Below are 26,777 nucleotides of genomic sequence, written 5' to 3'. Positions count from 1 at the left end.
TTAACACCCGCGTCAGAACAGCTCGGGACGGCGCTTGCGGCGCTCGTTGTAGTCGCGCATGCGCTGCGGGTAGCCCATCAGCCGCACGTCGTAGATCGGGATGGCGATCCGGTGCGCCCACCGGCGAGCCTCGTCCGGCCCGCCGACGCGGCGCCGGGTCCACTCGCCGTCGTCGGCGATCAGCATGATCGTGGTCTCGGTGACAGTCGTCCGGGGCTCGATGTACGCCTCGACACCCTTGCGGGTCCGGACGAAGTTCTCCAAATGGTCCAGATCGGCGCGGTCGGCAGCGCGATCGCGGCTCGCCGGGGCCGCCCGCTTGCGTCGTCGGAACAGCCCCACCGAATCCACTCCTCCCCCACGCGTGATCGAAGACGGTGCCAAGGGTACGTGTCACCGACGTGTCGTTGGGCACCTCGGTACGCGCCCGGTCCGTGGTGGTGACAAGATGACCGAGGTGGGGTGTGCCTGTTACTCCGCCGTAACCCCCGATGCAGTGACGCGACCTGGGAGTTGGATGTGAGCGAGCCGAACGACACGACCTTCGACATCGTCATCCTCGGAGGTGGTAGCGGCGGCTACGCGGCGGCGCTGCGTGCCGCCCAGCTGGATCTCTCCGTCGCCCTCATCGAGAAGGGCAAGCTGGGCGGGACCTGCCTGCACAACGGGTGCATCCCGACCAAGGCGCTGCTGCACGCCGCCGAGATCGCCGACCAGACCCGCGAGTCCGAGCAGTTCGGCGTGAAGGCCGAGCTGGTGGGCATCGACATCAAGGCGGTCAACTCGTACAAGGACGGCGTGATCTCCCGCCTGTACAAGGGCCTGCAGGGCCTGGTGGGCAGCAGCAAGAAGATCACCTTCGTGGCCGGCGAGGGCAAGCTGGTCGGCAAGAACGTGGTCGAGGTGGACGGCAAGCGCTACACCGGCCGCAACGTCGTGCTGGCCTCCGGCTCGTACGCGAAGACGCTGCCCGGCCTGGAGGTCGACGGCGAGCGGATCATCACCAGCGACCACGCGCTCACCATGGACCGCATCCCGTCTTCGGCGATCGTGCTCGGCGGCGGCGTGATCGGCGTCGAGTTCGCCAGCGTCTGGAAGTCCTTCGGCGTGGACGTGACCATCGTCGAGGCGCTGCCCCGCCTGGTCGCCGCCGAGGACGAGGAGTCGTCGAAGGCGCTGGAGCGGGCGTTCCGCAAGCGGAAGATCAACTTCAAGGTCGGCAAGCCGTTCGAGAAGGTCGAGAAGACCGACAAGGGCGTGAAGCTGACCATCTCCGGCGGCGACACGGTCGAGGCCGAGCTGCTGCTGGTCGCCGTGGGCCGCGGCCCGAACACCGCCGGCCTCGGCTACGAGGAGCAGGGCGTCAAGATGGACCGCGGCTACGTGCTGACCGACGAGCGGCTGCGCACCAGCGTGCCGAACGTCTACGCGGTCGGCGACATCGTGCCCGGCCTGCAGCTCGCGCACCGCGGCTTCCAGCAGGGCATCTTCGTCGCCGAGGAGATCGCCGGGAAGAACCCGGCCGTCATCGACGAGGCCGGCATCCCGCGCGTCACCTACTGCGACCCGGAGCTGGCGTCGGTCGGCCTGACCGAGGCGAAGGCCAAGGAGCAGTACGGCGCCGACAAGGTCAAGACCTACAACTACAACCTGGGCGGCAACGGCAAGAGCCAGATCCTCAAGACCGCCGGCCACGTGAAGCTGGTCCGGGTGGACGACGGCCCGGTGGTCGGCGTGCACATGGTCGGCGCCCGGGTCGGTGAGCTGATCGGCGAGGCGCAGCTCATCTACAACTGGGAGGCGTACCCGGCCGAGGTGGCGCAGCTCGTGCACGCCCACCCGACGCAGAACGAGGCTCTGGGCGAGGCGCACCTGGCCCTGGCTGGCAAGCCGCTGCACGCGCACGCCTGACACGACAACCGCGGCGTCCGGCGACGGGCGATGATCCCACCAGGGGAATGAAGGAGTCTGGAGAACATGCCGGTATCGGTCACCATGCCCCGGCTCGGCGAGAGCGTCACCGAGGGCACCGTCACGCGCTGGCTCAAGCAGGAGGGCGACACCGTCGAGGTCGACGAGCCCCTGCTCGAGGTGTCGACCGACAAGGTCGACACCGAGATCCCGTCCCCCGCGGCGGGCGTGCTGAGCCGGATCGTGGTCGGCGAGGACGAGACCGCCGAGGTCGGCAGCGAACTGGCGGTCATCGCCGGCGAGGGCGAGGACGCCGGCGCGGCGCCCACCCAGGAGGCCGAGCCGGCCACCGAGCCGACGGCCGCCGCCGAGGGCACCGGCCCCGAGCCGGAGCAGGCCGAGGAGGCCGACGAGGCCGCCGCCGAGCCGGGCGCCGAGGCCGAGCAGCCGGCCGTCGAGGAGCCGGCCGAGGCCGCCGCGCCATCGGGCGAGGGCACGCCGGTGACCATGCCGGCCCTGGGCGAGAGCGTCACCGAGGGAACTGTCACCCGCTGGCTCAAGCAGGTCGGCGAGACCGTCGAGGTGGACGAGCCGCTGCTGGAGGTCTCCACCGACAAGGTCGACACCGAGATCCCGTCGCCGGTCGCCGGCACCCTGCAGGAGATCAAGGTCGCCGAGGACGAGACCGCCGACGTCGGCGCCGTGCTGGCGATCGTCGGGGTGGCCGGCGCCGCGCCCGCGAAGGCGGAGCCGAAGCCCGAGCCCAAGCCGGAGCCGAAGGCCGAGGCGAAGCCCGCGCCCAAGGCCGAGCCGAAGCCGGAGCCGAAGGTCGAGGAGCCCACCCCTGGCGCTTCCTACAACGAGCCGGCCGCCGAGGCGGAGCAGTCCGCCCAGCCGGTCAAGGCCGAGGAGGCCGCGCAGCCGGCAGCGCCGGCCGCCGCGCAGCGCCGGAGCGTTCCGGCCGAGCACGGCGAGGACGCCGCCGGGTACGTGACGCCGCTGGTGCGCAAGCTCGCCGCCGAGCACGGCGTGGACCTGGGCTCACTCAAGGGCACCGGCGTGGGTGGCCGCATCCGCAAGCAGGACGTGCTGGAGGCGGCCGAGAAGGCGAAGGCCGCCAAGCCCGCGCCGGCCGCCGCCGCTGCCCCGTCCGCACCGGCCCCGGCCCAGCCGGCTGCCAAGCCGGAGCCGAGCGTCAAGCGGGGCACCACGGAGAAGCTGCCGCGGATCCGTTCGATCATCGCGAAGCGTCTTCAGCAGTCCCTGCACGAGACGGCGCAGCTGACCACCGTCGTCGAGGTCGACGTCACCAAGGTCGCCAAGCTGCGGGCGCGGGCCAAGGACTCGTTCCAGGCCAAGCACGGCGTGAAGCTGTCCTTCCTGCCGTTCTTCGCGGTGGCCGCGATCGAGGCGCTCCAGACGTACCCGATCATCCAGGCCAGCATGGACCTGGACGGCGGGACGATCACCTACCCGGGCGCCGAGCACCTGGGCATCGCGGTGGACACCGAGCGCGGGCTGCTCACGCCGGTCATCCACAACGCCGGTGACCTCAACATGGGTGGCCTGGCCAAGCGGATCGCCGACCTGGCCGAGCGCACCCGGGCCAACAAGATCACCCCGGACGAGATGGCCGGGGCGACGTTCACGCTCACAAACACCGGCAGCCGGGGCGCGCTGTTCGACACCCCGATCGTGCCGTCGCCGCAGTCGGCGATGCTCGGCACGGGTGCCGTGGTGAAGCGCCCGGTCGTGGTCAACGACGCGGAGCTGGGCGAGGTCGTGGCGATCCGGTCGATGGTCTACCTGGCTCTGTCGTACGACCACCGGCTGATCGACGGCGCCGACGCGGCCCGCTTCCTCACCGCGGTGAAGGAGCGGCTGGAGGGCGGCAACTTCGAGGCCGAGCTGGGTCTGTAGATCCGAGACGGATCGAGGGGCGCGCGGCGACACGCCGCGCGCCCCTTCTCGTGCCGGGACGGGTTACGCCGCCGGCCGGGCTGACCGGAATCGCCCCGCGGCCCGGACGCGCGCTGACAGACTCGGCCGGTGGGCTCGTACGGGTGGCGGGGACGCCTGGGGCCGGCCGTGCCGGTGGCCCCGGGCGCCCGGGTCGACCGGTTCGAGATCTTCTTCGACCTGGTCTTCGTCTTCTCGTTCTTCATCATCACCCGGGCCACCGCGCTCCAGGTGACCGGCGGGGCGCTGCTGCACGCCCTGCTGGTCCTCGCCGTGCTCTGGTGGTCGTGGGTGGTGCACAGCGTGGTCGCCACCCGGGTACGCCTCGGCGAGGGCTTCGTCCCGGTGCTCATGACGGTCGGCATGGCCGCGCTGTTCACGTTCGCGCTGTCGCTGCCGAACGCGTTCCGCGACCCGCGCGGCAACGCGGCCGGGCCGATGGTCGCGGCGCTCAGCTACACCGTCCTGCGGCTGGTGCACCTGCTGCTCTACCGGCACGCCGTCCGGGACAGCCCGAACGAGCGCCGGCAGCTGATCCGGTTCGCCCCGGAGCTGATCGGCAGCACCGCGCTGCTGCTGATCGCCGCACTGCTGCCGCCGAGGATCGACGACCTGTTCTCGGCGGCCGTGCTCCGGGACGTGCTGTGGGGCGCCGCCATCCTGCTCCAGTACGGCACCGGCATACTCGCCGGCACCTGGGGCTGGGGCGTCGCGTCGGCCGAACACTGGACCGAGCGGTACGACCTCATCCTGATCATCGCGCTGGGCGAGTCGGTCATCTCGGTCGGCGTGGGCAGCAACCTGCTCGGGCAGCCGCCCACCTGGCCGGCCGTGGCGGCGTCGGTGCTCGGCATCTTCTTCACCGCCGCGCTCTGGTGGGCGCACTACGACATGGTCGGGCCGGCCGCCCGGATCGCGTTGCACGCCGCGCAGGACGGCCCCCGGGTGGCGATGGCCCGGGACGCGTACGCGTACCTGTTCCTGCCCATGATCGCGGGCATCATCCTGTTCGCGCTCGGCGCCGAGACGATCGTGCACGACATCGCCGACCCGAACGTGCCGCCGAGCGAGCCGGCACACGGTCCCGGCGTGCCGCTGCTGTTCGGCGGCGTCATCTGCTACCTCTGCGGCAACATGCTGTTCCAGCTGCGTACCCTGCACACGCTGAGCTGGACCCGGGTCGGCACGGCGCTGCTGCTCGGCGTGACCATCCCGGTCGCGGAGCGGGTGCCGGGGCTGGCGGCGCTGGGCCTGCTGACGGCCGTCACGGTGGGCATGGTGGCCGTCGAGGTGATCGTCTTCGCCGAGGGCCGGCACGCGCTGCGGAAGCTGGTGTTCGAGGAACGCGCCAGCCACGAGGCGCACGAGGCGGCCTGGCGGGCCCGCTGGCACGACCGGCCCGACGAGGGCGAGTGAACCCCGGTGCCCGGCTGTTAAGAAGGGGCCCTTTCACCTCCTCAGGCGTTAAGAAGGGGCCCTTCCTTACGGTTCGGCCGTCGGCAGAATCGGCGCGCGCGGGGTGGCCCGCGGCCCGGCGCGCGCCGATGCTGGGGCGATGGCGACCTTCTCCGTACAGGCCCACCCCACAGACGCGGCGAGCTGGACCGAGCTGGCCCGTACCGTCGAGGCGGCCGGCTTCGACGCGCTGTTCGCGGCCGACCACCCCGGCTCCTGCGCGTCGCCGTTCGTCGCGCTGGCCGCCGCCGCGGCGGTGACCAGCACGCTGGGCCTGGGCTCGTACGTCTCCAACGCCGGCGTCCGGGAGCCGATCCTGCTCGCCGCCGACGTGGCCACCCTGGACGTGGTCTCCGGCGGGCGGGCCCGGTTCGGCGTCGGCGCGGGCCACACGCCGGCCGAGTGGCGGGCCGTCGGGCGCGAGCGCCCGGACGTCGCCGGCCGGGTCCGCCGCTGCGTCGAGGTGACCGAGGCGGTACGGGCGCTGCTGGCCGGCGACGAGGTCACCGTGGACACCGAGGAGTTGACCGCGTACGCGGCACGTCTCGACCGGCCACGGCCGGTGCGGGACCGGATCCCGCTGACCGTCGGCGCCTCCAACTCGACGTTGCTGCGCTGGGCCGGCAGGCACGCCGACGTGGTCGGCCTGGCCGGCCTGGGCCGGACGCTGCCCGACGGCCACCAGCACACCGTCCGTTGGCGGGCCGACCAGATCGAGGCGCAGCTCGCGCAGGTGGCGGCCGGTGCGGCTGGCCGGGAGACGCCGCCGGTCCTGGAGGCGCTGGTCCAGCACGTCGCCGTGACCGACGACGCCGAGGCGGCCGCCGCCGGCACGGCCGCCGAGACCGGGCTCACCCCGGCGGAGGTGCTGGCCACCCCGTTCGTGCTAGCCGGCACGCCCGACGAGATCGTCTCGGCGGTGGCCGGGCACCGGCGCCGCTGGGGCGTCACCCGTTTCGTGGTACGCGCCGGAGCCGTCGACGCGCTCGCCCCGATCCTGCCCCGGCTGGCGGGAAAAGAGCTGGACTTCGAGCCCACTCGAACGTGAACACTGTGGCGCATGACGACGACACGACGGCTGGGCCGCAGCGGCATCGAGGTCAGCGCGATCGGCATGGGCTGCTGGGCGATCGGCGGCCCGCTCTGGGACGGCAGCCAACCGCTCGGCTGGGGTGAGGTGGACGACGACGAGTCGGTGCGTACCGTGCACCGGGCCCTCGACCTGGGCGCGACGCTGTTCGACACGTCCAGCAACTACGGCGCGGGGCACAGCGAACGGGTGTTGGGGCGCGCGCTCGCCGGCCGCCGGGACCGGGCGGTCATCGCCACCAAGTTCGGCTACCCCACCGACGAGGAGACCCGCCAGGCGCTCGGCGAGGACGCCAGCGCCGAGTACGCGCGGCGCAGCCTGGAGGGTTCGCTGCGCCGGCTCGGCACCGACCACGTCGACCTCTACCAGCTCCACCTGGGCGGCCTGCCGGTGCCGCGGGCGATCGACCTTGTCGGCACACTGGAGGATCTGGTCGCCGAGGGCAAGATCCGGGCGTACGGCTGGAGCACCGACGACCCCGCCTCGGCGCGCGCCTTCGCCGAGGCCGGACCGCACTGCGCGGCGATCCAGCACGACCAGTCGGTGCTGCGGGACAACGCCGCGATGCTCGCGGTGTGCGCGGAGTTCGACCTGGCCGCCCTGAACCGGGGGCCACTGGCGATGGGCCTGCTCACCGCGAAGTACCAGGACGCGCCGGCCGCCCGGGGCGGCGACGACGTGCGCGGCGTGGCACCGGAGTGGCTGGACTGGTTCACCGGCGGCGTACCGCGCGCCGAGTGGGCGCAGCGGGTGGCCCGGGTCCGCGAGGCGCTGACCTCCGACGGCCGGAGCCTCGCCCAGGGCGCGCTGGGCTGGCTGCTCGCGCGCAGCCCGCACACGCTGCCGATCCCCGGCTGCCGGACCGTGGCGCAGGCCGAGGAGAACATCGGCGCGCTGGCGTACGGGCCGTTGCCGGAGGCGGCCTTCGCCGAGGTGGAACGTCTGCTCGCCGACCTGCGCACCGCCCCGGCCGACGCCTGACCCGCCCGAAGAACTACTGCGCACGCGGGTGTGACGAGTGAGTGATTTCGCTCCACGCATCCGAATCGCGCTCCGTACTCGAAGATGGAAGCATGCGGATCCTCATGGCCGGCGTGTCCGGCTTCCTCGGCACCCGACTTGTCGACTGCCTCGCCGCGGACGGCCACCAGGTCACCCGCCTGGTCCGCCGCCCACCACGCACACCCGCCGAGCGGCAGTGGAACCCGTCCGCCGCGCAACTGGACCCGCAGTGCGTCGCCGAGGCCGACGCGGTGGTGAACCTGGCCGGTGCCGGGGTGGGCGACAAGCGGTGGAACGACGAGTACCGGAGGCTGATCCGGACCAGCCGGGTGGACAGCACCACCACGCTCGCCATCACGATCGCCGGCCTGCCCGCCGCCGACCGGCCCGCGGTGCTGCTGAACTCCTCCGCCGTCGGCTGGTACGGCGACACCGGCGACCGGACGGTCACCGAGGAGGCGCCGGCCGGTGAGGGCTTCCTCGCCGACGTCTGCCGGGTCTGGGAGGCGGCGACCCGCCCGGCCGAGGATGCCGGGGTACGGGTGGTGCGCCTGCGTACCGGACTGCCGCTGCACCGCGACGGTGGCATGCTCAAGCCGCAGTTGCTGCCGTTCCGCCTCGGCGTCGGCGGCAAGCTGGGCAACGGGCGGCAGTGGGTGCCGTGGATCTCGATGCGGGACTGGCTCGACGCCGCGAAGTTCCTGCTGCACCGCGACGACCTGGCCGGCCCGGTCAACACGGTCGGCCCGGCGCCGGTCACCAACGCCGAGTTCACCAGGGAACTGGCCGCTCAACTGCACCGCCCGGCGATCATGCCGATCCCGGCACTGGCGCTGAAGGTCGCGCTCGGCGGCTTCGCGCAGGAGGCGCTGACCAGCACGCGGGTGCTGCCGGGGGTGCTGGACCGGGCCGGTTTCCCGTGGACGCATCCGGACCTGCCGGGCGCGCTGCGCGCCGCCCTCACCGGCTGAGCGGCGAGGGCGGCGCGGCGGTTCAGCAGCCGATCACCCAGTACGCGGGCCCGGTCTGCTTGAGCGTGCTCGTGTAGAAGGTGTTGTAGAGGCCCATCCGCTGCCCGCTGCCCAGCGCGTAGGCGTACCCGCCGGACTGGTACGCCCGTCCGGCCACCACGTGCGCGTAGTTGCTGGCGGTGACGCAGACCGGCGCGGCAGTGGGCGTGGGTGACGCGGTCGGCGTGGGCGAGGCGGTCGGCCTGGGCGACGCGGTCGCCGTCGGGGCCGGGCTCGGCGAGGCGCCACCGCCGCCGAGCCCGAAGAAGACCGCGTCCCGGTACGTCGAGCAGATGGTGTCCAGGAAGTACGCCCCGGCGGTGCCGCACTGGTCCGCGCCCGTGCCCGGGTCGACGGGGGTGCCGTGGCCCATCCCGGAGACCCGGTAGAGGCGTACCTGGTCGGCGCCGTAGACCTCCAGGCCCGTGCCGGCCGGGAGCGTGGACGTGCTGGTGGGGGTCGTCGACACGCCCAGCACGTTCGTCCACTGGTCCCGCGACTCGGCGGCGTTGGCGGTCGCCACAGTGGTGTCGCTGGTGCCGTGCCAGATCGCCACCCGGGGCCGCTTGCCGGAGTAGCCGGCGTACGCGCCCCGGACCAGGTCGCCCCACTGCGCCGGGGTCTTGTCCACGCCCGGGTTCATGCAGCTGAACGCGGTGACGGTGCTGGTGGCGCAGCGGTACGGGACGCCGGCGATGATCGAGCCGGCGGCGAAGACGTCCGGGTAGGCGGCGAGCATGGCCGCGCTCATCGCGCCGCCGGCGGAGAGGCCGCTGACGTAGACCCGGGTGCCGTCGGTGCCGTACGTGGTCTTCGCGTAGTCGACCATCTGCTTGATCGACAGCGCCTCGCCCTGGCCGCGCGCGGTGTCGCCGGTCTCGAACCAGTTGAAGCAGGAGTTGGCGTTGTTGCCGCTGGGCTGCTGCGGCGCGATGAGCGTGAACTTCCACTGGTCGGCGTACTTCTGCCAGCCGGAGTTGGCGACGTAGGTGGAGGCGTTCTGCACGCAGCCGTGCAGCAGCACCACGGCGGGCGCGCCGGCCGGCAGGCCGTCCGGGCGGTACGCGTACATGGCCAGGTTTCCGGGGTTGGAGCCGAAGCCGGTGACCTGGGTGAGCGTGGCGGCCTGGGCGGGGAGGGCGGCGACCAGCGCGGTGGCCGCGGCCAGCACGACCCCGGCCGCCGCCCCGGCGACGCGGGCGATGAGGGATGAGGAGCGGGGCACGGGACCTCCCGATCGTGGAATGTGAACTGAGTCACCTCCGGGTTGCCGAGACGTTACGGCTGCGTTTCGTCACACCGGAATGGCCGCCGCTCACACATTCACGACCGCCGAAGTGTGCGGGCGAGTTCCGCGTCCGGGCGGTCTGCCCAGGTCCGGTTGGTAACGTCCGCTGCGTGCCCTCCTCCCCGTCCCCGGCCACCGGCCCGGCGCCGACACGCGTCCGCGACCGGCGTGCCGACCTGCTGGTCACGCTCGCCGCGCTGGCCCTCGCCCTCTGGGTGACAAGTGGCATGTGGCGGGATCCGAACAGCCGCGCCATCACCGTCAACTCCAGCGACCAGGCATTGTTCGAGTGGCTGCTGGCGTTCGGCGGGCACGCGCTCACCCACGGGCAGAACCCGCTGTACACCACGTTGATCAACGTCCCGGACGGGGTGAACCTCGCGGTGAACACCTCGATCACCGTGTACGCGGCGGTCTTCGCGCCGCTGACCTACCTGATCGGGCCGCCCGCGACGTTCCTGGTGATCCTGACGCTCAACCTGGCCGCGACGGCGGTGGCCTGGTACTGGCTGCTCAGCCGCCACCTGGTGCGCAGCCGGCTGGCCGCCGCGGTGGGCGCGCTGTTCATCGCCTTCTGCCCGGCGATGGTGTCGCACGCGAACGCGCACCTGAACTGGACCGCCGGATGGCTGGTGCCGCTGCTGATCTGGGGCGTGTTCCGGCTGCGCCGGCCCGGCCGGGCGGTCACCGGCGGCATCGTGCTGGGCCTGCTGGTGGCTGTCGCGTTCTCGATCGCCGCAGAAGGGCTGTTCTTCACCGCGCTGGCGCTCGGCGTGTTCCTCGCCGTCTGGGCGCTGCACCCGGCCCGCCGGTCCGAGGCGCGTGCCGCACTGCCCCGGATGGCGGCCGGGCTGGGCGTGACCGCGCTCGTCGCGGGGGCGCTGCTGGCGTACCCGCTCTGGCTGCACTTCCTCGGACCGCAACGGTTCCACGGCACCGGGTTCGACCCGCTGATCCACTCCGAGGACATCGCCGCGTACGGGTCGTTCCCGCGCCGCTCGCTCGCCGGCTGGGCCGGGTGGGGCACCTCGCTGGCGCCCAACCCGACCGAGGAGAACTCGTTCTTCGGCGTACCGCTGCTCCTGCTCGCCGTGGCCTGCTTCGCGCTGCTGTGGCGGCGCGCGGACCGCGCGTTCCGGGCCACGCTCGCGGCGCTCGGCGTGACCGCGGTGGTCTTCGCGGTGCTGTCCTGGGGCCCGTCGGTCAAGTGGAACGGCCGCCGCTTCGACCAGACGCTGCCGTTCGGGGTGCTGGACAACCTGCCGGTGATAAACGCGGCCCTGCCGTCCCGGCTGGCGCTGGTGGTCGCGCCGGTCATCGGCCTGCTGCTGGCGTACGCGATCGACTCGCTGCGCGCCCGCCCGCCCCGGCACCGGGTGAGCGGGTTCGCCTGGGCGCTCGGCTTCGTCTCGGCGCTGCTGCCGCTGGTGCCCACGCCGCTGCTGACAAGCGTCCGGGAACCGGTCCCGGCGTTCGTCACCACCGGTGCCTGGCAGCGCTACGTCCCGCCCGACGGGGTGCTCACCCCGCTGCCGCTGACCGTCGACGTCTACCCGGACGGGCAGCGCTGGCAGGCGTACGCGCTCGCCCACCGGCAGGGTGAGTTCCGGATCCCGTCCGGGTTCTTCCTGGGGCCGGGCGGGCCGGAGGGCCGGGGCCGGATCGGTCCGGTGCCGCGCACCTTCGACTCGCTGATGGACCAGGCCGGCCGGACCGGGCTGGTGCCGATCATCACCGACGGCAGCATCCGCGAGTCCCGGGCGGACCTGCGCTACTGGGGCGTCCAGGCGGTGGTGCTGCCGGACCGGGTGCACGGCGCCAAGTTCGACGTCGACGAGGAGGCGCTGCGGCGCACCGCCACCGCGCTGCTGGGCCCGCCCGAGCGGGTGGAGGACGTCTGGCTGTGGCGGGTGCCGGACTGACGCGACGAGGCTCACGGGTCCGGTTCCCGGACGGCGGGACTAGGCTGGACGGGTGAGCGTGACGACTTCCGGGTTGACCGCCGTCCACGCCGGCCTGCTCGACTACCAGGCCGCCTGGGACGAACAGCGCCGGCTGCACGAGGCGGTGGTGGCCGGCGAGCGGGGCGATACCGTGCTGCTGCTGGAGCACCCCAGCGTCTACACCGCCGGCAAGCGCACCGAGCCGTGGGACCGGCCGATGGACGGCACCCCGGTGGTGGACGTGGACCGCGGCGGGAAGATCACCTGGCACGGCCCGGGGCAGCTCGTCGGCTACCCGATCGTCCGGCTGCCCGACCCGGTCGACGTGGTCGCCTACGTCCGCCGCACCGAGCAGTTGCTGATCGACGTCTGCGCCGAGTTCGGGCTGGCCGCCGGCCGGGTCGAGGGCCGCAGCGGCGTGTGGGTGCCGGAGGACGACAGGGGCCCGGCCCGCAAGGTGGCCGCGATCGGCATCCGGGTGGCCCGCGGCGTCACGCTGCACGGCTTCTCCATCAACTGCGACTGCGACCTGGGCTTCTTCGACCGGATCGTGCCCTGCGGCATCCGCGACGCCGGGGTCACCTCGCTGACCGCCGAGCTGGGCCGGCCGATCACCGTCGCCGACGTGCTGCCGGTGGTCGAACGGCACCTGCCGACGCTGACCCGGGTCTGAGCCCCCGTGCGGCTCGACCTGGTCACGCTCGTCGTGACCGAGTACGACCCGGCGATCTCCTTCTTCACCGAGGTGCTCGGCTTCGAACTGACCGAGGACACGCCCTCTCTGACGAACGACGGCCGGCCCAAACGCTGGGTGGTGGTACGCCCGCCCGGCGGCGGCACCGGCCTGCTGCTGGCCCGCGCCGACGGCGAGCACCAGTCCGGTGCGGTCGGCGACCAGACCCACGGCCGGGTGGGCTTCTTCCTCCGGGTCGACGACTTCGAGGCGGTGTATCGCCGGATGCTCGACGCGGGCGTCGAGTTCGTCCGGCCACCCCGCACCGAGCCGTACGGCCGCGTCGCCGTCTTCCGGGACATCGCCGGCAACCCCTGGGACCTGCTCGGCCCGGCCTGACCGCCCTCTCTCCCCCGCCCTCGGCCACCGCGCGTCCGCTCGACGCGCGGTGGCCGACCGGTCCGGCTCGCCGCCCTCCGGATCCGATCTGACGGTCGTCACCGTGAGCGACGTTCCGGCACCCGAGGCATACGTCCTCCTGGCGACTTTGCTCTGCAGCCGGATACGCAGCGGTAACTCATGGTCGATCATTGCGCCCGCGGCTGCAGAGCAAAGGGCGCAGAAACCCATCCCTCCCGCTCGGCCGCCGTTCGTCATAACCCCTGTTCAGCGCGATCCGTCAGCCACCAGGGCCTCCCGGCGACCCCGGACACGCCATCACCGAACGTGACAATCGACGACGCGCCCCTTCCTCACTCTCAGTCGCCACTGAGCCGCCCTCCGCCAACCAGGGCGCCGGCGAAACGCCGACGAGCAAGCCCCCCGGCCGGCAGGGAGCAGGCCGCACCGGCCCGTCGTCAGGGCGTGAGGCGGTGCAGGTCGCGCGGGAAGGCGGTCACCTCGCGGACGTTCGCCGCGCCGGTGAGCCGGGCGACGAACCGCTCCAGCCCGATCGCGAAGCCGCCGTGCGGCGGCATGCCCTGCCGGAACGCGTCCACGTACCCGGCGTACGGCTCCACCGGTTCGCCCCGCGCCGCGAGCGCGGCCAGGTAGTCGGCGTGCCGGTGCAGCCGCTGCCCGCCGGTGACCAGCTCGACGCCCCGGAACAACAGGTCGAAACCGTTTGAGTACGCGGGCCGGGCCGGGTCCGGGTGGGTGTAGAAGGGGCGTTTCGCCATCGGATAGCCGGTGACGAAGAGGAAGTCGCTGCCGTGCTCGCGCAGCGCCCACTCCCCCAGCGCCCGCTCGTGCGCCGGCGCCAGGTCGGGTTCGTCGGCCGGCGCTCCGGCGATCTTCAGCGCGTCGGTGAAGTGCACCGCCGGGATCTCGGCCGGTGCCGCCGGCACCGTCACGCCCAGCGTGGCCAGCGCACCGCCGGCCCGGTCGGCCACGGCGTCGAGCATCCCGGCCAGGGTGTCCCGCAGCACCGCCATCACGTCCCGGTGGTCGGCCACGAACCCCAGCTCGACGTCGAGCGACGTGTACTGGGCCAGGTGGCGGACCGTGTCGTGCGGCTCGGCGCGGAACACCGGCCCCACCTCGTAGACCCGCTCGAAGACGCCGACCATGAGCTGCTTGTAGAACTGCGGCGACTGGGCCAGATAGGCGGGCCGCCCGAACCAGTCCAGCGCGAACACGTTCGCCCCGCTCTCGGTGGACGAGGCGACCACCTTCGGCGTGTGCACCTCGACGAAGCCCTCGCGGTCGAGCGTGGCCCGGAAGCCGGACACGGCCGCCGCCGAGATCCGCAGCGCGGCGGAGCGGACCGGGTGCCGCAGCGCGACCGGCGCGTGGTCGAGCTGGGTGGGCAGGGTGGCGGTGAGCACCGGCCGGTACAGGTCGAACGGGGGCGGGACGGCGGGCGGCCCGAGCAGACGTACCGTCGGCTCGACGACCTCGACCCCGGCGGGCGCGGCGGGGTTCGCGACCACCGTGCCGACGACCTCGACGACCGTCTCCTCGGTGAGCGCCTCGACCTGCTCGCGCACGGCGGGTGCGGCGACCACCACCTGGGCGAGCCCCGCGGCGTCCCGCAGGATCAGGAAGGCCACCGACTTGAGCAGCCGGCGGCGGTGGACCCACCCGGCGAGCCGCACGACGGCGCCCACCTGGGCGGGGAGTTCTGTGGACAGGATGCGTTGCACGACGACTACCTCCTTGACCAATCGCAACGCGATCCCCAGGGAGGTGTGGGCGAGCGGGAACCTCGCGGTGCCACCACACCTTCGCCCCCGCCAGGGCGGGAGCCTCGTTCGTCGCCTTTTCACCGGGGCCGGCCGGGCGGGCTCTACTGGGCGCGACGCGCCGTTCTTCCCGCAGCTCGGGAGGGTCTTCGCGGACCGGCGCCAGACCGCCTCGCAGCAACCGGCGGCTCTCTCGACTGACGGATCGGTCCGTTACTCGGCTCCGTCACAGCTCTGCCCGGCACGCTAGCACCGCGCAGGCGTCGCTGTGACCGGGTTTTTTCGCCCTTGGTGTCCGGTGTCACAGCGATTCGGGCGTGACGGCCGTCGCCCGCCGTTCATCGACCGGCGCCGACCGGCGTACGCTCGGTTTTGTGACGATCGAGCAATCCGCGCCGACGACTGAGCAGCCAGCGCGCACCGCGACTGTCGCCCCCGAGGGGCGGCGGATGCTGCGGATCGAGGCGCGCAACGCCGAGACGCCGATCGAGCGCAAGCCGCCGTGGATCAAGGTGAAGGCCAAGATGGGCCCGGAGTACACCCAGCTGCGCGGGCTCGTCTCGCGCGAAGGGCTGCACACGGTGTGCCAGGAGGCCGGCTGCCCCAACATCTACGAGTGCTGGGAGGACCGGGAGGCCACCTTCCTCATCGGTGGTGACCAGTGCACCCGGCGCTGCGACTTCTGCCAGATCGACACCGGCAAGCCGGCCGAGTTCGACGCCGACGAGCCCCGGCGCGTCGCCGAGTCGGTGGCGGCGATGGGCCTGCGGTACGCGACCATCACCGGTGTCGCCCGCGACGACCTGCCCGACGGCGGCGCCTGGCTCTACGCCGAGACGGTCCGGCAGATCCACGCGCTGCAGTCCGGCTGCGGTGTCGAGCTGCTGATCCCCGACTTCAACGCGGTGCCCGAGCAGCTCGCCGAGGTCTTCGGCTCGCGGCCCGAGGTGCTGGCGCACAACGTGGAGACGGTGCCGCGCATCTTCAAGCGCATCCGGCCGGCGTTCCGCTACGAGCGTTCGCTGGACGTGATCCGCCAGGCCCGCGCGGACGGCCTGGTCACCAAGAGCAACCTGATCCTGGGCATGGGCGAGGAACGCGCCGAGGTGTCCCAGGCGCTGCGCGACCTGCACGAGGCGGGCTGCGAGCTGATCACCATCACGCAGTACCTGCGCCCCTCCCCCCGGCACCACCCGGTGACCCGCTGGGTGAAGCCGGAGGAGTTCGTCGAGCTGCGCGAGGAGGCCGAGGAGATCGGCTTCGCGGGCGTGATGAGCGGCCCGCTGGTCCGCTCGTCGTACCGCGCGGGCCGCCTCTACCAGCAGGCGCTCGCCGCCCGCGAGCAGGTCGCCGTCGCCGGCTGAGGCCGGCCGGTCACCGCGTCGCCCACCACCGCCGCGCGCCGGATGTCATGATCACAGGCATGACCGCCGGGGTACGCGAGGAGCCACGCGAGACCGTGCGCCCTCGTATGCCCCGGCGGCTGCCGTCTCCGACGCTGCTCGCGGTGCTCGTCGGGTTCGCCGCTGTGGGCTACCGGCTGGCGCTGCTGTTCGCCGACGTGCCGCCCGCGAACAGCGACGAGGCGACGATGGGGCTGGCCGCCCTGCACATCGCCGATGGTGACGGCTTCCCGGTGTGGTTCTACGGCCAGGCGTACATGGGCACGCTGGAGGCGTACCTGGCCGCGCCGCTGGTAGCGCTCGCCGGGCCGTCGGTGCTCGTACTGCGGCTGCCCACGCTGGCGTTGTACGCGTTGTTCCTGCTGCTGTCCTGGCGGCTGACCCGGCGACTCGGCGGTGACCGCTGGTACGCGCTGCTCGTCGTCGCCGTGCTGGCGCTCGGCTCCGACCGGGTGGTGAAGAACCAGCTCATCGCCGGTGGCGGCTACCCGGAGCTGAACCCGGCCGGCGCCGCGCTGGCGCTGCTGACGGTCGGCCTCTGTGTGACCAGGGCGGACGCGCGGCTGCCCCGCTGGGCGGCCTGGGGGCTGATCGCCGGGGTGCTGCTCTGGGTGGACCCGCTGATCCTGCCGTACGTGCTGACGCTCGGCGCGCTGCTCGTGGCGTGGCGGTGGCGGGAACTGGCCGGACGGGCCGGGATGGTGCTGGCCGGTGCGCTGCTGCTGGGCGCGGCGCCGATGCTCGCCGACAGCATCCGGCACGGCCGCAACCCGGTGGCCGCGGTGCTGGCGGCAGGTGGCACGGGCGCACCGGCGGACTGGGTGGACCGGCTGCACGGCGGGCTGGTCCTCGGGCCGCCGCTGGCGATGGGTTTCTGCTCGCCCGGCCGGTGCGCCACCTGGCAGCTCTGGTGGGCCGTCGCGTTCCCGGTGCTGCTGGTGCTCGCCGTGCTCGCCGCGTGGCACACGCTCCGCCATGCTCCCGGCGGCCCGCCCTCGCCGGAGCGGGTGTCGGCCGGGGTACGGCTGGCGCTGCTCGGCGGCGCGGCGGGCGTCCTCGCCGCGTACGCGGTGAGCAACGCGGCCGGGCGGACGCCGATCGAGAGCAGCCGCTACCTGTCGTGCCTGGCGGTCGCCGTGCCCGCCCTGCTCTGGCCACTGTGGCGGGCCGCCCGCCCGCTCGCCGCCCGCCGGACGGCCCGCCCCGCTGCCCGGCGGCGCGGGATGGCCCGGGTGGCGGGGGCCGGGGCGCTGGCGGTGCTCGCGGGCGTGCTCGGCACCGGTGCGGCGGCCACTGTGGACGTGATCCGTACCGCGCCCGACGTGCACGCCGAGGCCGACCGGCACCGGTCGCTCGTGGACACGCTCGGCGCGCTCGACGTCCGGCACGTACGCGGCGGCTACTGGACGTGCAACCGGCTCACCTACGCGACGGGCGAGAACGTGCTCTGTGCCGTGGTCGACGACGACCTGAGCCCTGGGTTCGACAGGCTGCCCGCGTACCGGCGGGAGGTGGCGGCCGACCCGGACGCCGCGTGGGTGGCACCGGCCGGCTCACCGCTGGCCGCGCGGCTGGACCAGCGCGTCGGCACCGCACCGGGCATGCTCGACGTGGTCACGGTGCCCGGCTGGCGCATCTACCTGCCGCGCCGCTGACGCAGGCCCGGCGGCGCAGCTTCGAGCAGGCCGAGGCGGTGGGCCAGCGCGGCGGCCTCCACCCGGTTGGTCACGTCGAGCTTGGCGATGATCCGGGACACGTGCACGCTCGCCGTCTTCGGCGAGATGAAGAGCCGCTCGGCGATCCGGCTGTTGCTGTGCCCCTCGGCGACCAGCCGCAGCACCTCCCGCTCCCGGCTGGTCAGCAGGTCCGGACCCGGTCGCCCGGTGCCCCGCAGCCCGACCCGGCGGGCCAGCGTCGCCGCCTGCTCGCCCAGCGGGGTGGCGCCCAGCCGGGCGGCCAGCTCGGCCGTCTCCCGCACCCGGGCGGCCACCTCGTCGCGCTCACCGGCCGCCGCTGCCGCCTCGGCCAGCCCCAGCAGCGCCCGGCCCAGCGGGTACGGCTGCCCGGCCGTACGCCACGCCGCCACCGCCGCCCGCCACGCGGCGAGCCCGCCGGCCGGACCGGCGGGCGTCATCCCGCCGAGGATCGCCGTGACGTGGGCGGCGTGGGCGTGCTCGGCCGGATGCCGGGCGGGCAGCGCGGCGGCCACCGCCGACACGTCGGCGGCGAGCGTCGCGTCCCCGGTCAACGCGGCGGTACGCGCCACCGCGTTCAGCACCGGCCAGCCCTCGCGGGGCAGGTCGGTCAGGTGCGCGTCGGCCAGGGCGGCGCGCGCCGCGCGTACCGCCTCCGGCCGGTCGCCGGCGGCGAGCGCGGCCTCGACGCGCAGCTCGTGCAGCGGCAGCCGGTGGTTCGGCCAGAGGTACGGCCGGCCGAGGAACGCCAGCGCCCGCCCGACGACCTCGTCCGCGCCGGGGTGGGCGCGGGCCAGGTGGAGCCCCGCGCGCAGTTGCAGCCAGTGCAGCCCGGACACACCGGGCGGGTCGATCCGGGCCGCCTCGGCGCAGGTGGCGTCCGCCTCGTCCCAGCGGCCCAGCGCGATCAGCGCCTCGGCCCGGTTCGACAGCAGGTACGCCCCGATCGAGCGGCTGATGCCGACCCGGCGTGCCTCGCTCACCCCGGCCGCGGCCGCCTGTTCGGACTCGTCGTAGCGGCCCAGCTCGTAGAGCACGTCGGAGAGGAAGACCAGGGCGCTGACCAGAGCCCACGAGTCGCCTGCGGCCCGGGCCCGCGCCTCCACCCGGCGCAGCTCGGCCAGCCCGCGCTCCGGCGTGCCGTCGATGCGGTGCAGCAGGGCGATCCGGGTGGGCAGCAGCACCAGGTCGGTGCCGACCTCGGACGCGCCGGCGGCGGCCTCGGCGGCGACCGAGGCGGCCTCCCGGGGGTCGACCTTCATCAGGTGCGACGCGATGTCGGCGAGCACGCCGAGGCGTTCCGGGCCGTGCGGCGCGCCCGCCGCCAGCCGGTACGCCTCGCGCAGCTCGGCCGCGCCGTCGCTCTTGCCGAGCAGCGCGAACAGCCGGCCCCGGTGGTCGAGCAGGCGCGCGGCGCGCAGCGGTTCGGCGTCGGGGTCGACCTCGGCCAGCGCGGCCCGGGTGAGCGTGAGTGCCCGGCTGAGGTCCCCGGCGGTGACCGCCGCGGTCAGCGTGTCCTCCAGCACCCGCAGGTGGTCCATGCCGAGCCGGTCGGCGGCATCGGGCACCTGCTCCCACAGCTCCAGGACGCGCTCCAGCAGCCGGCTCTGCTCGGCGTACGCGTACCGGTCGGCCGCCGCCTCGGCGGCGAGCCGGGCCGCGGTGAGCGCACGCGCATGGTCGTGTGCCGCGTACCAGTGGTGGGCGATCTCGGCCGGCGCGCGACCGGCGGCGACCAGGTGCGGATGGGCCTCGATCGCGGCGGCGTACCGGGCGTGCAGCCGCGCGTGCTCGCCCGGCAGCAGGTCGTCGTGCACCGCCTCGCGGACCAGCGCGTGCCGGAACTCGTAGTCGCCGTCCGGGTCGGCCACCACGAGCTGCCCGGCGACGGCGGCGCGCAGCGCGTCCTCCAGTTCGGCCTCGGGCAGGCCGGCCACCTCGGCGAGGAGCTGGTGGGCGAAGCGGGTCCCCCCGGCGGCGGCGATCCGCAGCACCCGCTGAGCCGGCTCGGGCAGCCGGTCGACGCGGGCCAGCAGCAGATCACGCAGCGTCTCCGGGATGGCCGCGCAGCCGACCGGGCCACCGGCGGCGGCCAGCTCCTCGATGAAGAACGGGTTGCCCTGGGTCCGTTCGTGCACCTCGTCCACCGTCCGGGCGATCTGCTCGACGCCGAGCAGGTCGGCCAGCACGGTGGCGGTGCCCTCCCGGTCGAGGCGGCCCAGCTCGATCCGGTCCACGCCGCGAACCCGGTCCAGCTCGGCGAGGAACGGCCGCAGCGGATGCCCTCGGTGCAGCTCGTCGGTGCGGTAGGTGCAGACGACGAGCAGGCGGGTGGCGCGGGCGGCCCGCACCAGGAAGCCGATCAGATCGCGGGTGGACCGGTCGGCCCAGTGCAGGTCCTCGATCACCAGCACCAGCGGGCGTTCCTCGGCGAGCCGCCGGAACAGGTCGGCGACCAGGTCGAACAGGTAGCCGCGCGGGGTGTCGGCGAGGGCCGGCCCGGCGGGCGCGGCCACACCGGCCGGCATCCGCGCCAGCTCGGGCAGCAGCCGGGCGAACTCCGCCTCGTAGCCGGCGAAGGCGGCCGGCCCGTCGTGGCGCAGCACGTCGCGCAGCGCGGCGGCGAACGGAGCGAACGGCAGGCCGGCCTCACCGAGCTCCAGGCACTGGCCCACCAGCAGTCGCGCGCCGGCCGCGTCCACCTGTGTGCCGAACTCCTCCAGCAGCCGGGTCTTGCCGACGCCCGCCTCACCGCCGACGAGCACCGTCGCCGGGTCGCCGGACCGGCACCGGGCGAGCGCGTCGCCGAGCGCGGCCAGCTCGGGCCGGCGGCCGACGAGGACGGTGCTGGCGGCGCGTACGGTCACGCCGTCGAGCATGCCACGGCGCCCCGACGACCCGACCGGCCCGACCGGGCCGACAGAAGCCGCTGGTCCGGCCGCCCCCGTGACGGCCGGACCGGCGTACGCCCTCGCGGCCATGCCCACGAGAGCGGCGACGGCCGGTGGCGCCGGTGCGGTCACCGGCGGGCGTCGGTGGTACGGGCGTGGTGCTGGCGGCGGCCGAGCCATCCGCGCGGGTGCCGGCGCGGCAACGACCGGGCCAGCCGGTCCTGCGCCGCGTCGGCCTGCAACTCGGCGGCGTGGCTGCGGTGGATGCTGAGGATGAGGTCTGCGTCGTTGCCGAACATCTCGGATCTCCCTGTCGTGCGGTGTCTCCCTGTCGAGATCGACTCTCCGCGCGAAGGTGCCCCCGGTGCATGGGTACGCCGCCTGATCTTCGCCCGCCCGGCCTCCTTACCGGCGGGCCGATCCGGGCCGCCGCGGCGGTAAGGTACTCAGCCCTCGGCGCAGGGGCGGCCACGGATCAACGGGGTGCGCGCCGACCACTAGACTCTGCGGTATGGCAAAGCCCCAGGAGAAGGTCTCGTTCGGCCAGCGGCTGAAGCAGATCGGGATGGTGTTCCGGTTCACCGCCAAGCAGGACAAGTGGTTCGCGCCGCTGACCGCGGCGGCGGTGCTGATCCCGCTCGCGCTCACCGTGGTCGCGGTGCTCGCCTGGGGTTGGCTCTGGTTGCCGATCGGCATCCTGCTCGCCCTGCTGGCCGTGCTGATCGTGCTCAACCTGCGCTCGAACAAGGCGATGATGAACGCCGCCGAGGGGCAGCCGGGCGCGGCGGCGCAGATCATGGAGAGCATGCGCGGCGACTGGCGGGTCACCCCGGCGGTCAGCTCCACCACCCAGATGGACATGGTGCACCTGGTGGTGGGCCGGCAGGGCGTGATCCTGCTGGCCGAGGGCAACCCGCAGCGCGTACGCGGCCTGCTCGGCCAGGAGAAGCGCCGCCTGGCGAAGGTGATCGGCACCGCTCCGCTGCACGACTACGTGATCGGGCAGGGCGAGGGTGAGCTGCCGGTCCGCAAGCTGCGGATGACGCTGATGCGGCTGCCCCGCGCCCTGTCCCCGAAGGACGTCAACGCCCTCGACAAGCGGCTCAAGGCGCTCACGGCGCGACCGCAGATGCCCAAGGGCGCGATCCCGAAGAACATGCGGCCGGCGCGTGGCGCGTTCCGGCAGACCCGGGGTCGCTGACTTCCGGCGTACGCGAGAAGGAGCCGCTCCCCGTGCGGGGCCGGCTCCTTCTTCGTGCGGGTCAGCGGCGCGGGGCGTCGGTGACGACCGACCCGGCGAGCCGGTCGTGCAGGCCGCGCCGGTGCTCGTCCATGAGCAGGGCCGGCACCACCAGGGCCAGCAGGAAGCCGCGCAGCAGTCCGCGCAGCACCCCGATCCGGCCGCCGTCGGCCCAGGAGACGCAGCGCAGCCGGGTCAGGTACATGCCGGGGGTCTGGGCGAACAGGCCGATGAAGAAGCCGTACTCCAGGATCAGCACCAGGACCGGCGGCCAGCCGTCGCGGACCGGGTCGGAGAAGGCCCGGGCGACCATCAGGCACAGCACCCAGTCGATGATCAGGGCGCCGAAGCGGCGGCCGAGGCTGGGCGGGGTGAAGGCGGGGTCGGTGGCGGGCGGCACCGGTGTGGCGGCGGTATCGGTCACAGCGGCCAGGGTAACGCCGCCTCGACCGTCGACGAAAATTCCGACATTCCGCACCAGAGAGCGCTAGGATGACGCTCCGCAAGCGACGTAACACGGCGGAAACAGACGAGACACGGCAGGGCAACCCCCCGGCCATAGCGTCGCCAGTAGTTAGCTACCGGAGTGGACCTGCCAGGAGGACGTGTGTTCGCCAATTCCGAGGAACTCCTGCGATACCTCGCCAACGAGGACGTGAAGTTCGTCGACGTACGTTTCTGTGACCTGCCCGGCGTGATGCAGCACTTCAACCTGCCGGTCGAGTCGTTCGACGACAGCGTGTTCACCGACGGCCTCGCCTTCGACGGCTCCTCGATCCGCGGGTTCCAGGCCATCCACGAGTCCGACATGCTGCTGCTGCCGGACGTCGCCACCGCGTTCATCGACCCGTTCCGGGCCCAGAAGACCCTCGCGCTGAACTTCTTCATCCACGACCCGTTCACCCGCGAGGCCTACTCCCGCGACCCGCGCAATGTCGCGAAGAAGGCCGAGGCCTACCTCGCCGCCAGCGGCATCGCCGACACCGCCTACTTCGGCGCGGAGGCGGAGTTCTACATCTTCGACTCCATCCGCCACGAGACCTCGGCGCACCAGTCGTTCTACTACATCGACTCGATCGAGGGCGCCTGGAACAGCGGCCGGATCGAGGAGGGCGGCAACCGGGGTTACAAAACCGCCTACAAGGGCGGCTACTTCCCGGTTCCCCCGGTGGACCACTACGCCGACCTGCGCGACCGGATCGTGCGGCGCCTCGTCGACGGCGGCTTCACCGTCGAGCGGTCGCACCACGAGGTGGGCACCGCCGGCCAGTCGGAGATCAACTACAAGTTCTCCACGCTGCTGCACGCCGCCGACCAGCTCCAGCTGTTCAAGTACATCGTCAAGAACGAGACCTGGGCCGCCGGCAAGACCGCCACGTTCATGCCCAAGCCGCTCTTCGGCGACAACGGCTCCGGCATGCACACCCACCAGAGCCTCTGGCGGGGCGGCGAGCCGCTGTTCTACGACGAGACCGGCTACGCCGGGCTGTCGGACACCGCCCGCTGGTACATCGGCGGCCTGCTGCACCACGCCCCCTCGCTGCTGGCCTTCACCAACCCGACGGTGAACTCCTACCGCCGTCTGGTGCCCGGCTTCGAGGCGCCGGTCAACCTGGTCTACTCGCAGCGCAACCGCTCCGCCTGCACCCGCATCCCGGTGACCGGCAGCAACCCCAAGGCCAAGCGCGTCGAGTTCCGCGTCCCGGACCCGTCCAGCAACCCGTACCTGGCGTTCTCGGCCATGATGATGGCCGGCCTGGACGGCATCAAGAACAAGATCGAGCCCCCGGCGCCGATCGACAAGGACCTCTACGACCTCCCGCCGGAGGAGTGGGGCGACGTCAAGCAGGTCCCGGGCTCGCTGCCGGAGGTGCTCAACGCGCTCGAGGCCGACCACGACTACCTGCTCGACGGCGGCGTGTTCACGCCGGACCTGATCTCCACCTGGGTCGACTGGAAGCGGGCCAACGAGGTCGACCCGGTGCGTCTGCGCCCGACCCCGCACGAGTTCGCGATGTACTTCGACTGCTGAGCACGCTCGTCAGCACCGGCCGGGCCGGCTCCGCGATGGCGGAGCCGGCCCGGCCGTTCATCAAGCACGGCGGCGCAGCGCGGCCCGGACGCCGGCCACCGCGACGACCACCACCAGCACCGTCATCAGCACCGCGCCCGGCGCCTTGCTGAACCGGGCCAGGTTGGATCCGTCCGGCAGGGTGAGCGCCGAGGCGACAGCGCAGGGCGCCACGAACCAGACCTGGCGGGCCAGCGGCACCGCCGCTACCGCGAGCACTGTCAGCGGCCAGATCGCGTACCAGGGGTGGAAGACCGGGGCGAGCAGCACCGTGGCGGCGAGCGCCAGCCCCGCGCCGAGCAGCGCCACCCGGTGCCGGGCCAGCGTCAGCCGGGCCACCCGCTGCCGGGCGTCGTTGAGCCGCCGCAGCGCCGTCCACGCCCGCCACCAGAGCGCCACCAGCAGTCCGGCCAGCAGCACCAGCGCGACCGCCCGGACCACAGGCACCGCCCGTGGCCGCTGCCCGGCCAGCTCCCCGGCGTAGTCGATGACGAAACCGACAGCCGTGGGCGGGGAGGTCCACTGCTGCGAGTCGCCGCTGTGGCCGAGCCCTCCCACCCAGCCCAGCCCGAGGCCGGTGGCGAGCGACACGACGAGCAGCGTGCCGAGCACCGACGCGGCCAGCTGCCCGCCGTCGCGCAGCAGCGCCCGCCAGGTGTAGCGGCCGTGCACGGCGGCGAGCGCCGCGAACGGCAGCGCCACGACCGCTACCGCCTTCACCGCCACGGCCAGGCCCAGCAGCACGCCGGCCACCAGCAACGCGCGTGGCCTGCCCGGCAGGCGGACCAGCACCAGCAGGCCGAGCAGCAGCAGCCCGAGCGCGAGCGCGTCGTTGTGCGCGCCCGCGACCAGGTGGATCCCGACGAGCGGGCACGCGAGCACCAGCCAGGCGGCCCGGCGGGTGGGCACCCCGGCGGCGCGGGCCAGGCCGGGCAGGCACAGCGCGGCCAGCAGCACCCCGGCCACCGCGACCAGCCGCAACGCCACTATCGTCCCGATCAGGCCGCCGCCGGCCAGCACGGCCAGCCCGGCCAGCAGCACGAAGAACGGCCCGTACGGCGCCGGGGTGTCCCGCCAGATCGGCGACACCGACCCGGTCCACGGGCAGCCGGCCGCGGCGACACCCACCCGGTACGGGCTGAGCCCCTGCGTCCACGTCCAGCCCTGGCAGGCGTACGAGTAGACGTCGCGGCTGCCCAGCGGCGGCGCGGCGAGCAGCGGCAGCGACCAGAGCCCGGCCGTCAGGTACGCCCACCGGCCGGACGGCGCGCCCCACCGCAGCGACCACCAGGCGCCGACCAGCAGCAGCGTCCCGGCCAGCCAGCAGCCGAGCGTCACCGGCCCGTGCGGTGCGGCCCAGATCGCGGCGAGCGTGCCGCGCGGGGGCGTGCCGGGCAGCGCGCCGCCGAGCCACCCGGCGACTGTGAGCAGCACCGCACCGGCGAAACCGGTGTATCGGGCGAGACCGGCGGCGACCGGCCGGACGGGTCCGTCGGGCTCGCTCACCGGCACACTCCTCAGTCCACGGGAACCGGCTGCCGACCCTTGCGAGCCGACCGTACCAACCACACGACCACCCCGATCACGAACAGGGTCATCAGCGGCGCACCGGGCATCTTGGAGTACCGGGCCAGACCGGTGCCGTCGGTCAGCACCAGGAACGACGACACCACAGTCACGATCGAGAACCACAGCGTGCGGTGCGCGGTGGCGGCGAGCACCGCCAGCGGCCACAGCCAGTACCAGGGGTGGAACAGCGGGGACAGCGCGACGGTGGCGGTCAGCGCCAGCCCGGCGTGCCAGAACGGCTCACCGCGACGCAGCGAGCGGAACCAGAGCCAGATCAGCACCCCGACCAGCACCACCATGCCGATCGCCCGGGTCACCGGCAGCGCGTCGACGTGCACCCCGAACGGCGCCAGCAGGTAGCCGACGGTCTGCCCCACCGCCGTCGGCGGCGAGGTCCAGGCCACCACCAGCCCGCCCTGTTCCAGGCCGCTGATGAACCCCAGCCCCAGGCCGGAGACGACGGTCACCCCGGCGAGCGCCGCGAGCGAACCGCCGACCACCCACCCGCCGTCGCGCACCAGCGTCCTGATCCGGTACGCCCCGACGATCGCGGCCAGCGCGGCGAACGGCATCACCACCAACGCGGTGACCTTGACGGCGGCGGCCAGTCCGAGCAGCGCCCCACCGGCGAGCAACGGTCCGGGCCGGCCCGGCCGGGCCGCGACCACCGCCAGCCCGGCCACGAGCAGGCCGATCATCAGCGCGTCGTTGTGCGCGCCGGAGACCAGGTGCACGGGCACCAGCGGGCTCGCCAGCGCCAGCCAGAGCGCGCGCCGCGGCGGCACCCCGCAGCGGCGGGCCAGCACCGGCAGCGCCCACGCGGTCAGCGCCACGCCGGCCACGGCGAGCACCCGGAACAGCGCGACGGCGGCGAGCAGCGAGCCGGTGGCCTCCACCACCGCGCCGGCGAGCAGCACGAACAGCGGCCCGTAGGGTGCCGGGGTGTCCCGCCAGATGTAGGAGATGGTGTCCAGCCAGGGACAGGGCAGCGCCGAGACGCCCTGCTCGTAGGGGTTGATCCCGGCCGAGAAGCTGGCGCCCTGGCACGCGTACGCGTACACGTCCCGGCTGCCCAGCGGCGGCGCGACAAGCATCGGCAGCAGCCAGAGCGCGACGGTGACCAGCACCCACCGGGACGACGGCACCCGGTCCCGCAGCGACCACCAGGCCCACGCCAGCAGCCCGGTGCCGACCAGCCACAACCCGATGATCAGCGGCCCGTTCGAGCCCTGCCAGATGCTGACCGGGGTGGGACGCAACTCGCCGTCGGGCAGGGCGCCGCCGAGGAACGCGGCCACGGCGAGCAGCACCGAGCCCGCCAGGCCGATCCAACGCGAGAGGTGGTGAGACACGCCCGACATGCTGCCAGTACGGTGGTTCGCGATCAGGAGGTGG

Annotated in this window: 21 protein-coding genes; 13 read left to right on the top strand and 8 right to left on the bottom strand. The window is 73.6% G+C overall.

Going from position 1 to position 26,777, the window contains the following annotated elements:
• Positions 1-12 precede the first annotated feature (12 nt).
• Positions 13-342: a hypothetical protein gene (locus AB0D28_RS00175; protein WP_013287729.1), complete on the bottom strand. Its 330-nt coding sequence runs from the start codon at positions 340-342 to the stop codon at positions 13-15.
• Positions 343-519: 177 nt separating this feature from the next.
• Between AB0D28_RS00175 and lpdA the strand changes: the two genes are divergently transcribed.
• From lpdA to AB0D28_RS00145, 6 genes are all read left to right on the top strand, one after another.
• Positions 520-1,911 carry a dihydrolipoyl dehydrogenase gene (lpdA, locus tag AB0D28_RS00170; protein ID WP_357380567.1) on the top strand — a complete coding sequence of 464 codons (1,392 nt, stop codon included), beginning with the start codon at positions 520-522 and terminating at the stop codon, positions 1,909-1,911.
• Between the two features lie 66 nt (positions 1,912-1,977).
• A complete protein-coding gene (gene sucB / locus AB0D28_RS00165; protein ID WP_357380565.1) occupies positions 1,978-3,831 on the top strand; it encodes a 2-oxoglutarate dehydrogenase, E2 component, dihydrolipoamide succinyltransferase in 1,854 nt (617 codons plus the stop codon).
• 129 nt (positions 3,832-3,960) lie between these two features.
• On the top strand, positions 3,961-5,286 hold the full coding sequence (locus AB0D28_RS00160; RefSeq protein ID WP_357380563.1) for a low temperature requirement protein A: 1,326 nt from the start codon (positions 3,961-3,963) through the stop codon (positions 5,284-5,286).
• A gap of 139 nt (positions 5,287-5,425) precedes the next feature.
• On the top strand, positions 5,426-6,373 hold the full coding sequence (locus AB0D28_RS00155; RefSeq protein WP_357380561.1) for an LLM class flavin-dependent oxidoreductase: 948 nt from the start codon (positions 5,426-5,428) through the stop codon (positions 6,371-6,373).
• 12 nt (positions 6,374-6,385) lie between these two features.
• Positions 6,386-7,396, top strand: a complete 1,011-nt coding sequence (locus tag AB0D28_RS00150; protein WP_357380559.1) for an aldo/keto reductase — start codon at positions 6,386-6,388, stop codon at positions 7,394-7,396.
• Positions 7,397-7,488: 92 nt separating this feature from the next.
• Entirely contained in the window at positions 7,489-8,388 is a 900-nt protein-coding gene (locus AB0D28_RS00145; protein ID WP_357380557.1) for a TIGR01777 family oxidoreductase, read from the top strand.
• Between the two features lie 22 nt (positions 8,389-8,410).
• On the opposite strand, the gene AB0D28_RS00140 is transcribed toward AB0D28_RS00145, so the two are convergent.
• The gene (locus AB0D28_RS00140) at positions 8,411-9,652 is read right to left on the bottom strand and encodes a PHB depolymerase family esterase (RefSeq protein WP_357380555.1); all 1,242 of its coding nucleotides are present in this window, start codon (positions 9,650-9,652) and stop codon (positions 8,411-8,413) included.
• Positions 9,653-9,825: 173 nt separating this feature from the next.
• Between AB0D28_RS00140 and AB0D28_RS00135 the strand changes: the two genes are divergently transcribed.
• From AB0D28_RS00135 to AB0D28_RS00125, 3 genes are read left to right on the top strand one after another with little or no spacing between them, the layout of a single operon-like run.
• Positions 9,826-11,637: a DUF2079 domain-containing protein gene (locus tag AB0D28_RS00135; protein ID WP_357380553.1), complete on the top strand. Its 1,812-nt coding sequence runs from the start codon at positions 9,826-9,828 to the stop codon at positions 11,635-11,637.
• A gap of 52 nt (positions 11,638-11,689) precedes the next feature.
• The gene (lipB, locus tag AB0D28_RS00130) at positions 11,690-12,331 is read left to right on the top strand and encodes a lipoyl(octanoyl) transferase LipB (RefSeq protein ID WP_357380551.1); all 642 of its coding nucleotides are present in this window, start codon (positions 11,690-11,692) and stop codon (positions 12,329-12,331) included.
• A gap of 6 nt (positions 12,332-12,337) precedes the next feature.
• Entirely contained in the window at positions 12,338-12,730 is a 393-nt protein-coding gene (locus AB0D28_RS00125) for a VOC family protein (protein WP_357380549.1), read from the top strand.
• A 458-nt stretch (positions 12,731-13,188) separates the two neighbouring features.
• On the opposite strand, the gene aspS is transcribed toward AB0D28_RS00125, so the two are convergent.
• Positions 13,189-14,475 (bottom strand): aspartate--tRNA(Asn) ligase, encoded by a 1,287-nt coding sequence (aspS, locus tag AB0D28_RS00120; RefSeq protein ID WP_357380547.1) that lies wholly within the window; start codon positions 14,473-14,475, stop codon positions 13,189-13,191.
• 356 nt (positions 14,476-14,831) lie between these two features.
• Here aspS and lipA point away from each other — a divergent pair, with 356 nt between their 5' ends.
• Entirely contained in the window at positions 14,832-15,878 is a 1,047-nt protein-coding gene (gene lipA, locus AB0D28_RS00115) for a lipoyl synthase (protein WP_357380545.1), read from the top strand.
• Positions 15,879-15,985: 107 nt separating this feature from the next.
• The gene (locus AB0D28_RS00110; RefSeq protein ID WP_357381148.1) at positions 15,986-17,572 is read left to right on the top strand and encodes a DUF423 domain-containing protein; all 1,587 of its coding nucleotides are present in this window, start codon (positions 15,986-15,988) and stop codon (positions 17,570-17,572) included.
• On the opposite strand, the gene AB0D28_RS00105 is transcribed toward AB0D28_RS00110, so the two are convergent.
• Positions 17,554-20,478 (bottom strand): AAA family ATPase, encoded by a 2,925-nt coding sequence (locus AB0D28_RS00105; protein WP_357380543.1) that lies wholly within the window; start codon positions 20,476-20,478, stop codon positions 17,554-17,556. The genes AB0D28_RS00110 and AB0D28_RS00105 overlap by 19 nt on opposite strands.
• A 152-nt stretch (positions 20,479-20,630) precedes the next feature.
• Complete coding sequence (locus tag AB0D28_RS00100) at positions 20,631-20,801, bottom strand: hypothetical protein (protein WP_354869832.1); 171 nt, start codon at positions 20,799-20,801, stop codon at positions 20,631-20,633.
• Positions 20,802-21,013: 212 nt separating this feature from the next.
• Between AB0D28_RS00100 and AB0D28_RS00095 the strand changes: the two genes are divergently transcribed.
• A complete protein-coding gene (locus AB0D28_RS00095; RefSeq protein ID WP_357380540.1) occupies positions 21,014-21,703 on the top strand; it encodes a DUF4191 domain-containing protein in 690 nt (229 codons plus the stop codon).
• A gap of 61 nt (positions 21,704-21,764) precedes the next feature.
• On the opposite strand, the gene AB0D28_RS00090 is transcribed toward AB0D28_RS00095, so the two are convergent.
• Complete coding sequence (locus tag AB0D28_RS00090) at positions 21,765-22,142, bottom strand: RDD family protein (RefSeq protein ID WP_354870294.1); 378 nt, start codon at positions 22,140-22,142, stop codon at positions 21,765-21,767.
• Between the two features lie 207 nt (positions 22,143-22,349).
• On the opposite strand from AB0D28_RS00090, the gene glnA reads away from it, so the two are divergent.
• Entirely contained in the window at positions 22,350-23,774 is a 1,425-nt protein-coding gene (gene glnA, locus AB0D28_RS00085) for a type I glutamate--ammonia ligase (RefSeq protein ID WP_013287749.1), read from the top strand.
• Positions 23,775-23,834: 60 nt separating this feature from the next.
• Here the strand turns inward: glnA and mptB (AB0D28_RS00080) are convergent, their stop codons facing one another.
• Positions 23,835-25,319: a polyprenol phosphomannose-dependent alpha 1,6 mannosyltransferase MptB gene (gene mptB, locus AB0D28_RS00080; protein WP_357380538.1), complete on the bottom strand. Its 1,485-nt coding sequence runs from the start codon at positions 25,317-25,319 to the stop codon at positions 23,835-23,837.
• Positions 25,320-25,330: 11 nt separating this feature from the next.
• Positions 25,331-26,767: a polyprenol phosphomannose-dependent alpha 1,6 mannosyltransferase MptB gene (gene mptB / locus AB0D28_RS00075; RefSeq protein WP_357381146.1), complete on the bottom strand. Its 1,437-nt coding sequence runs from the start codon at positions 26,765-26,767 to the stop codon at positions 25,331-25,333.
• Positions 26,768-26,777: the final 10 nt, after the last annotated feature.

The organism is Micromonospora sp. NPDC048169 (genome assembly GCF_040652815.1).
Lineage (GTDB): Bacteria > Actinomycetota > Actinomycetes > Mycobacteriales > Micromonosporaceae > Micromonospora.
The sequence above is the reverse complement of the archived record's forward strand: the minus strand, read 5'-3'. Positions and strand labels throughout refer to the sequence as shown.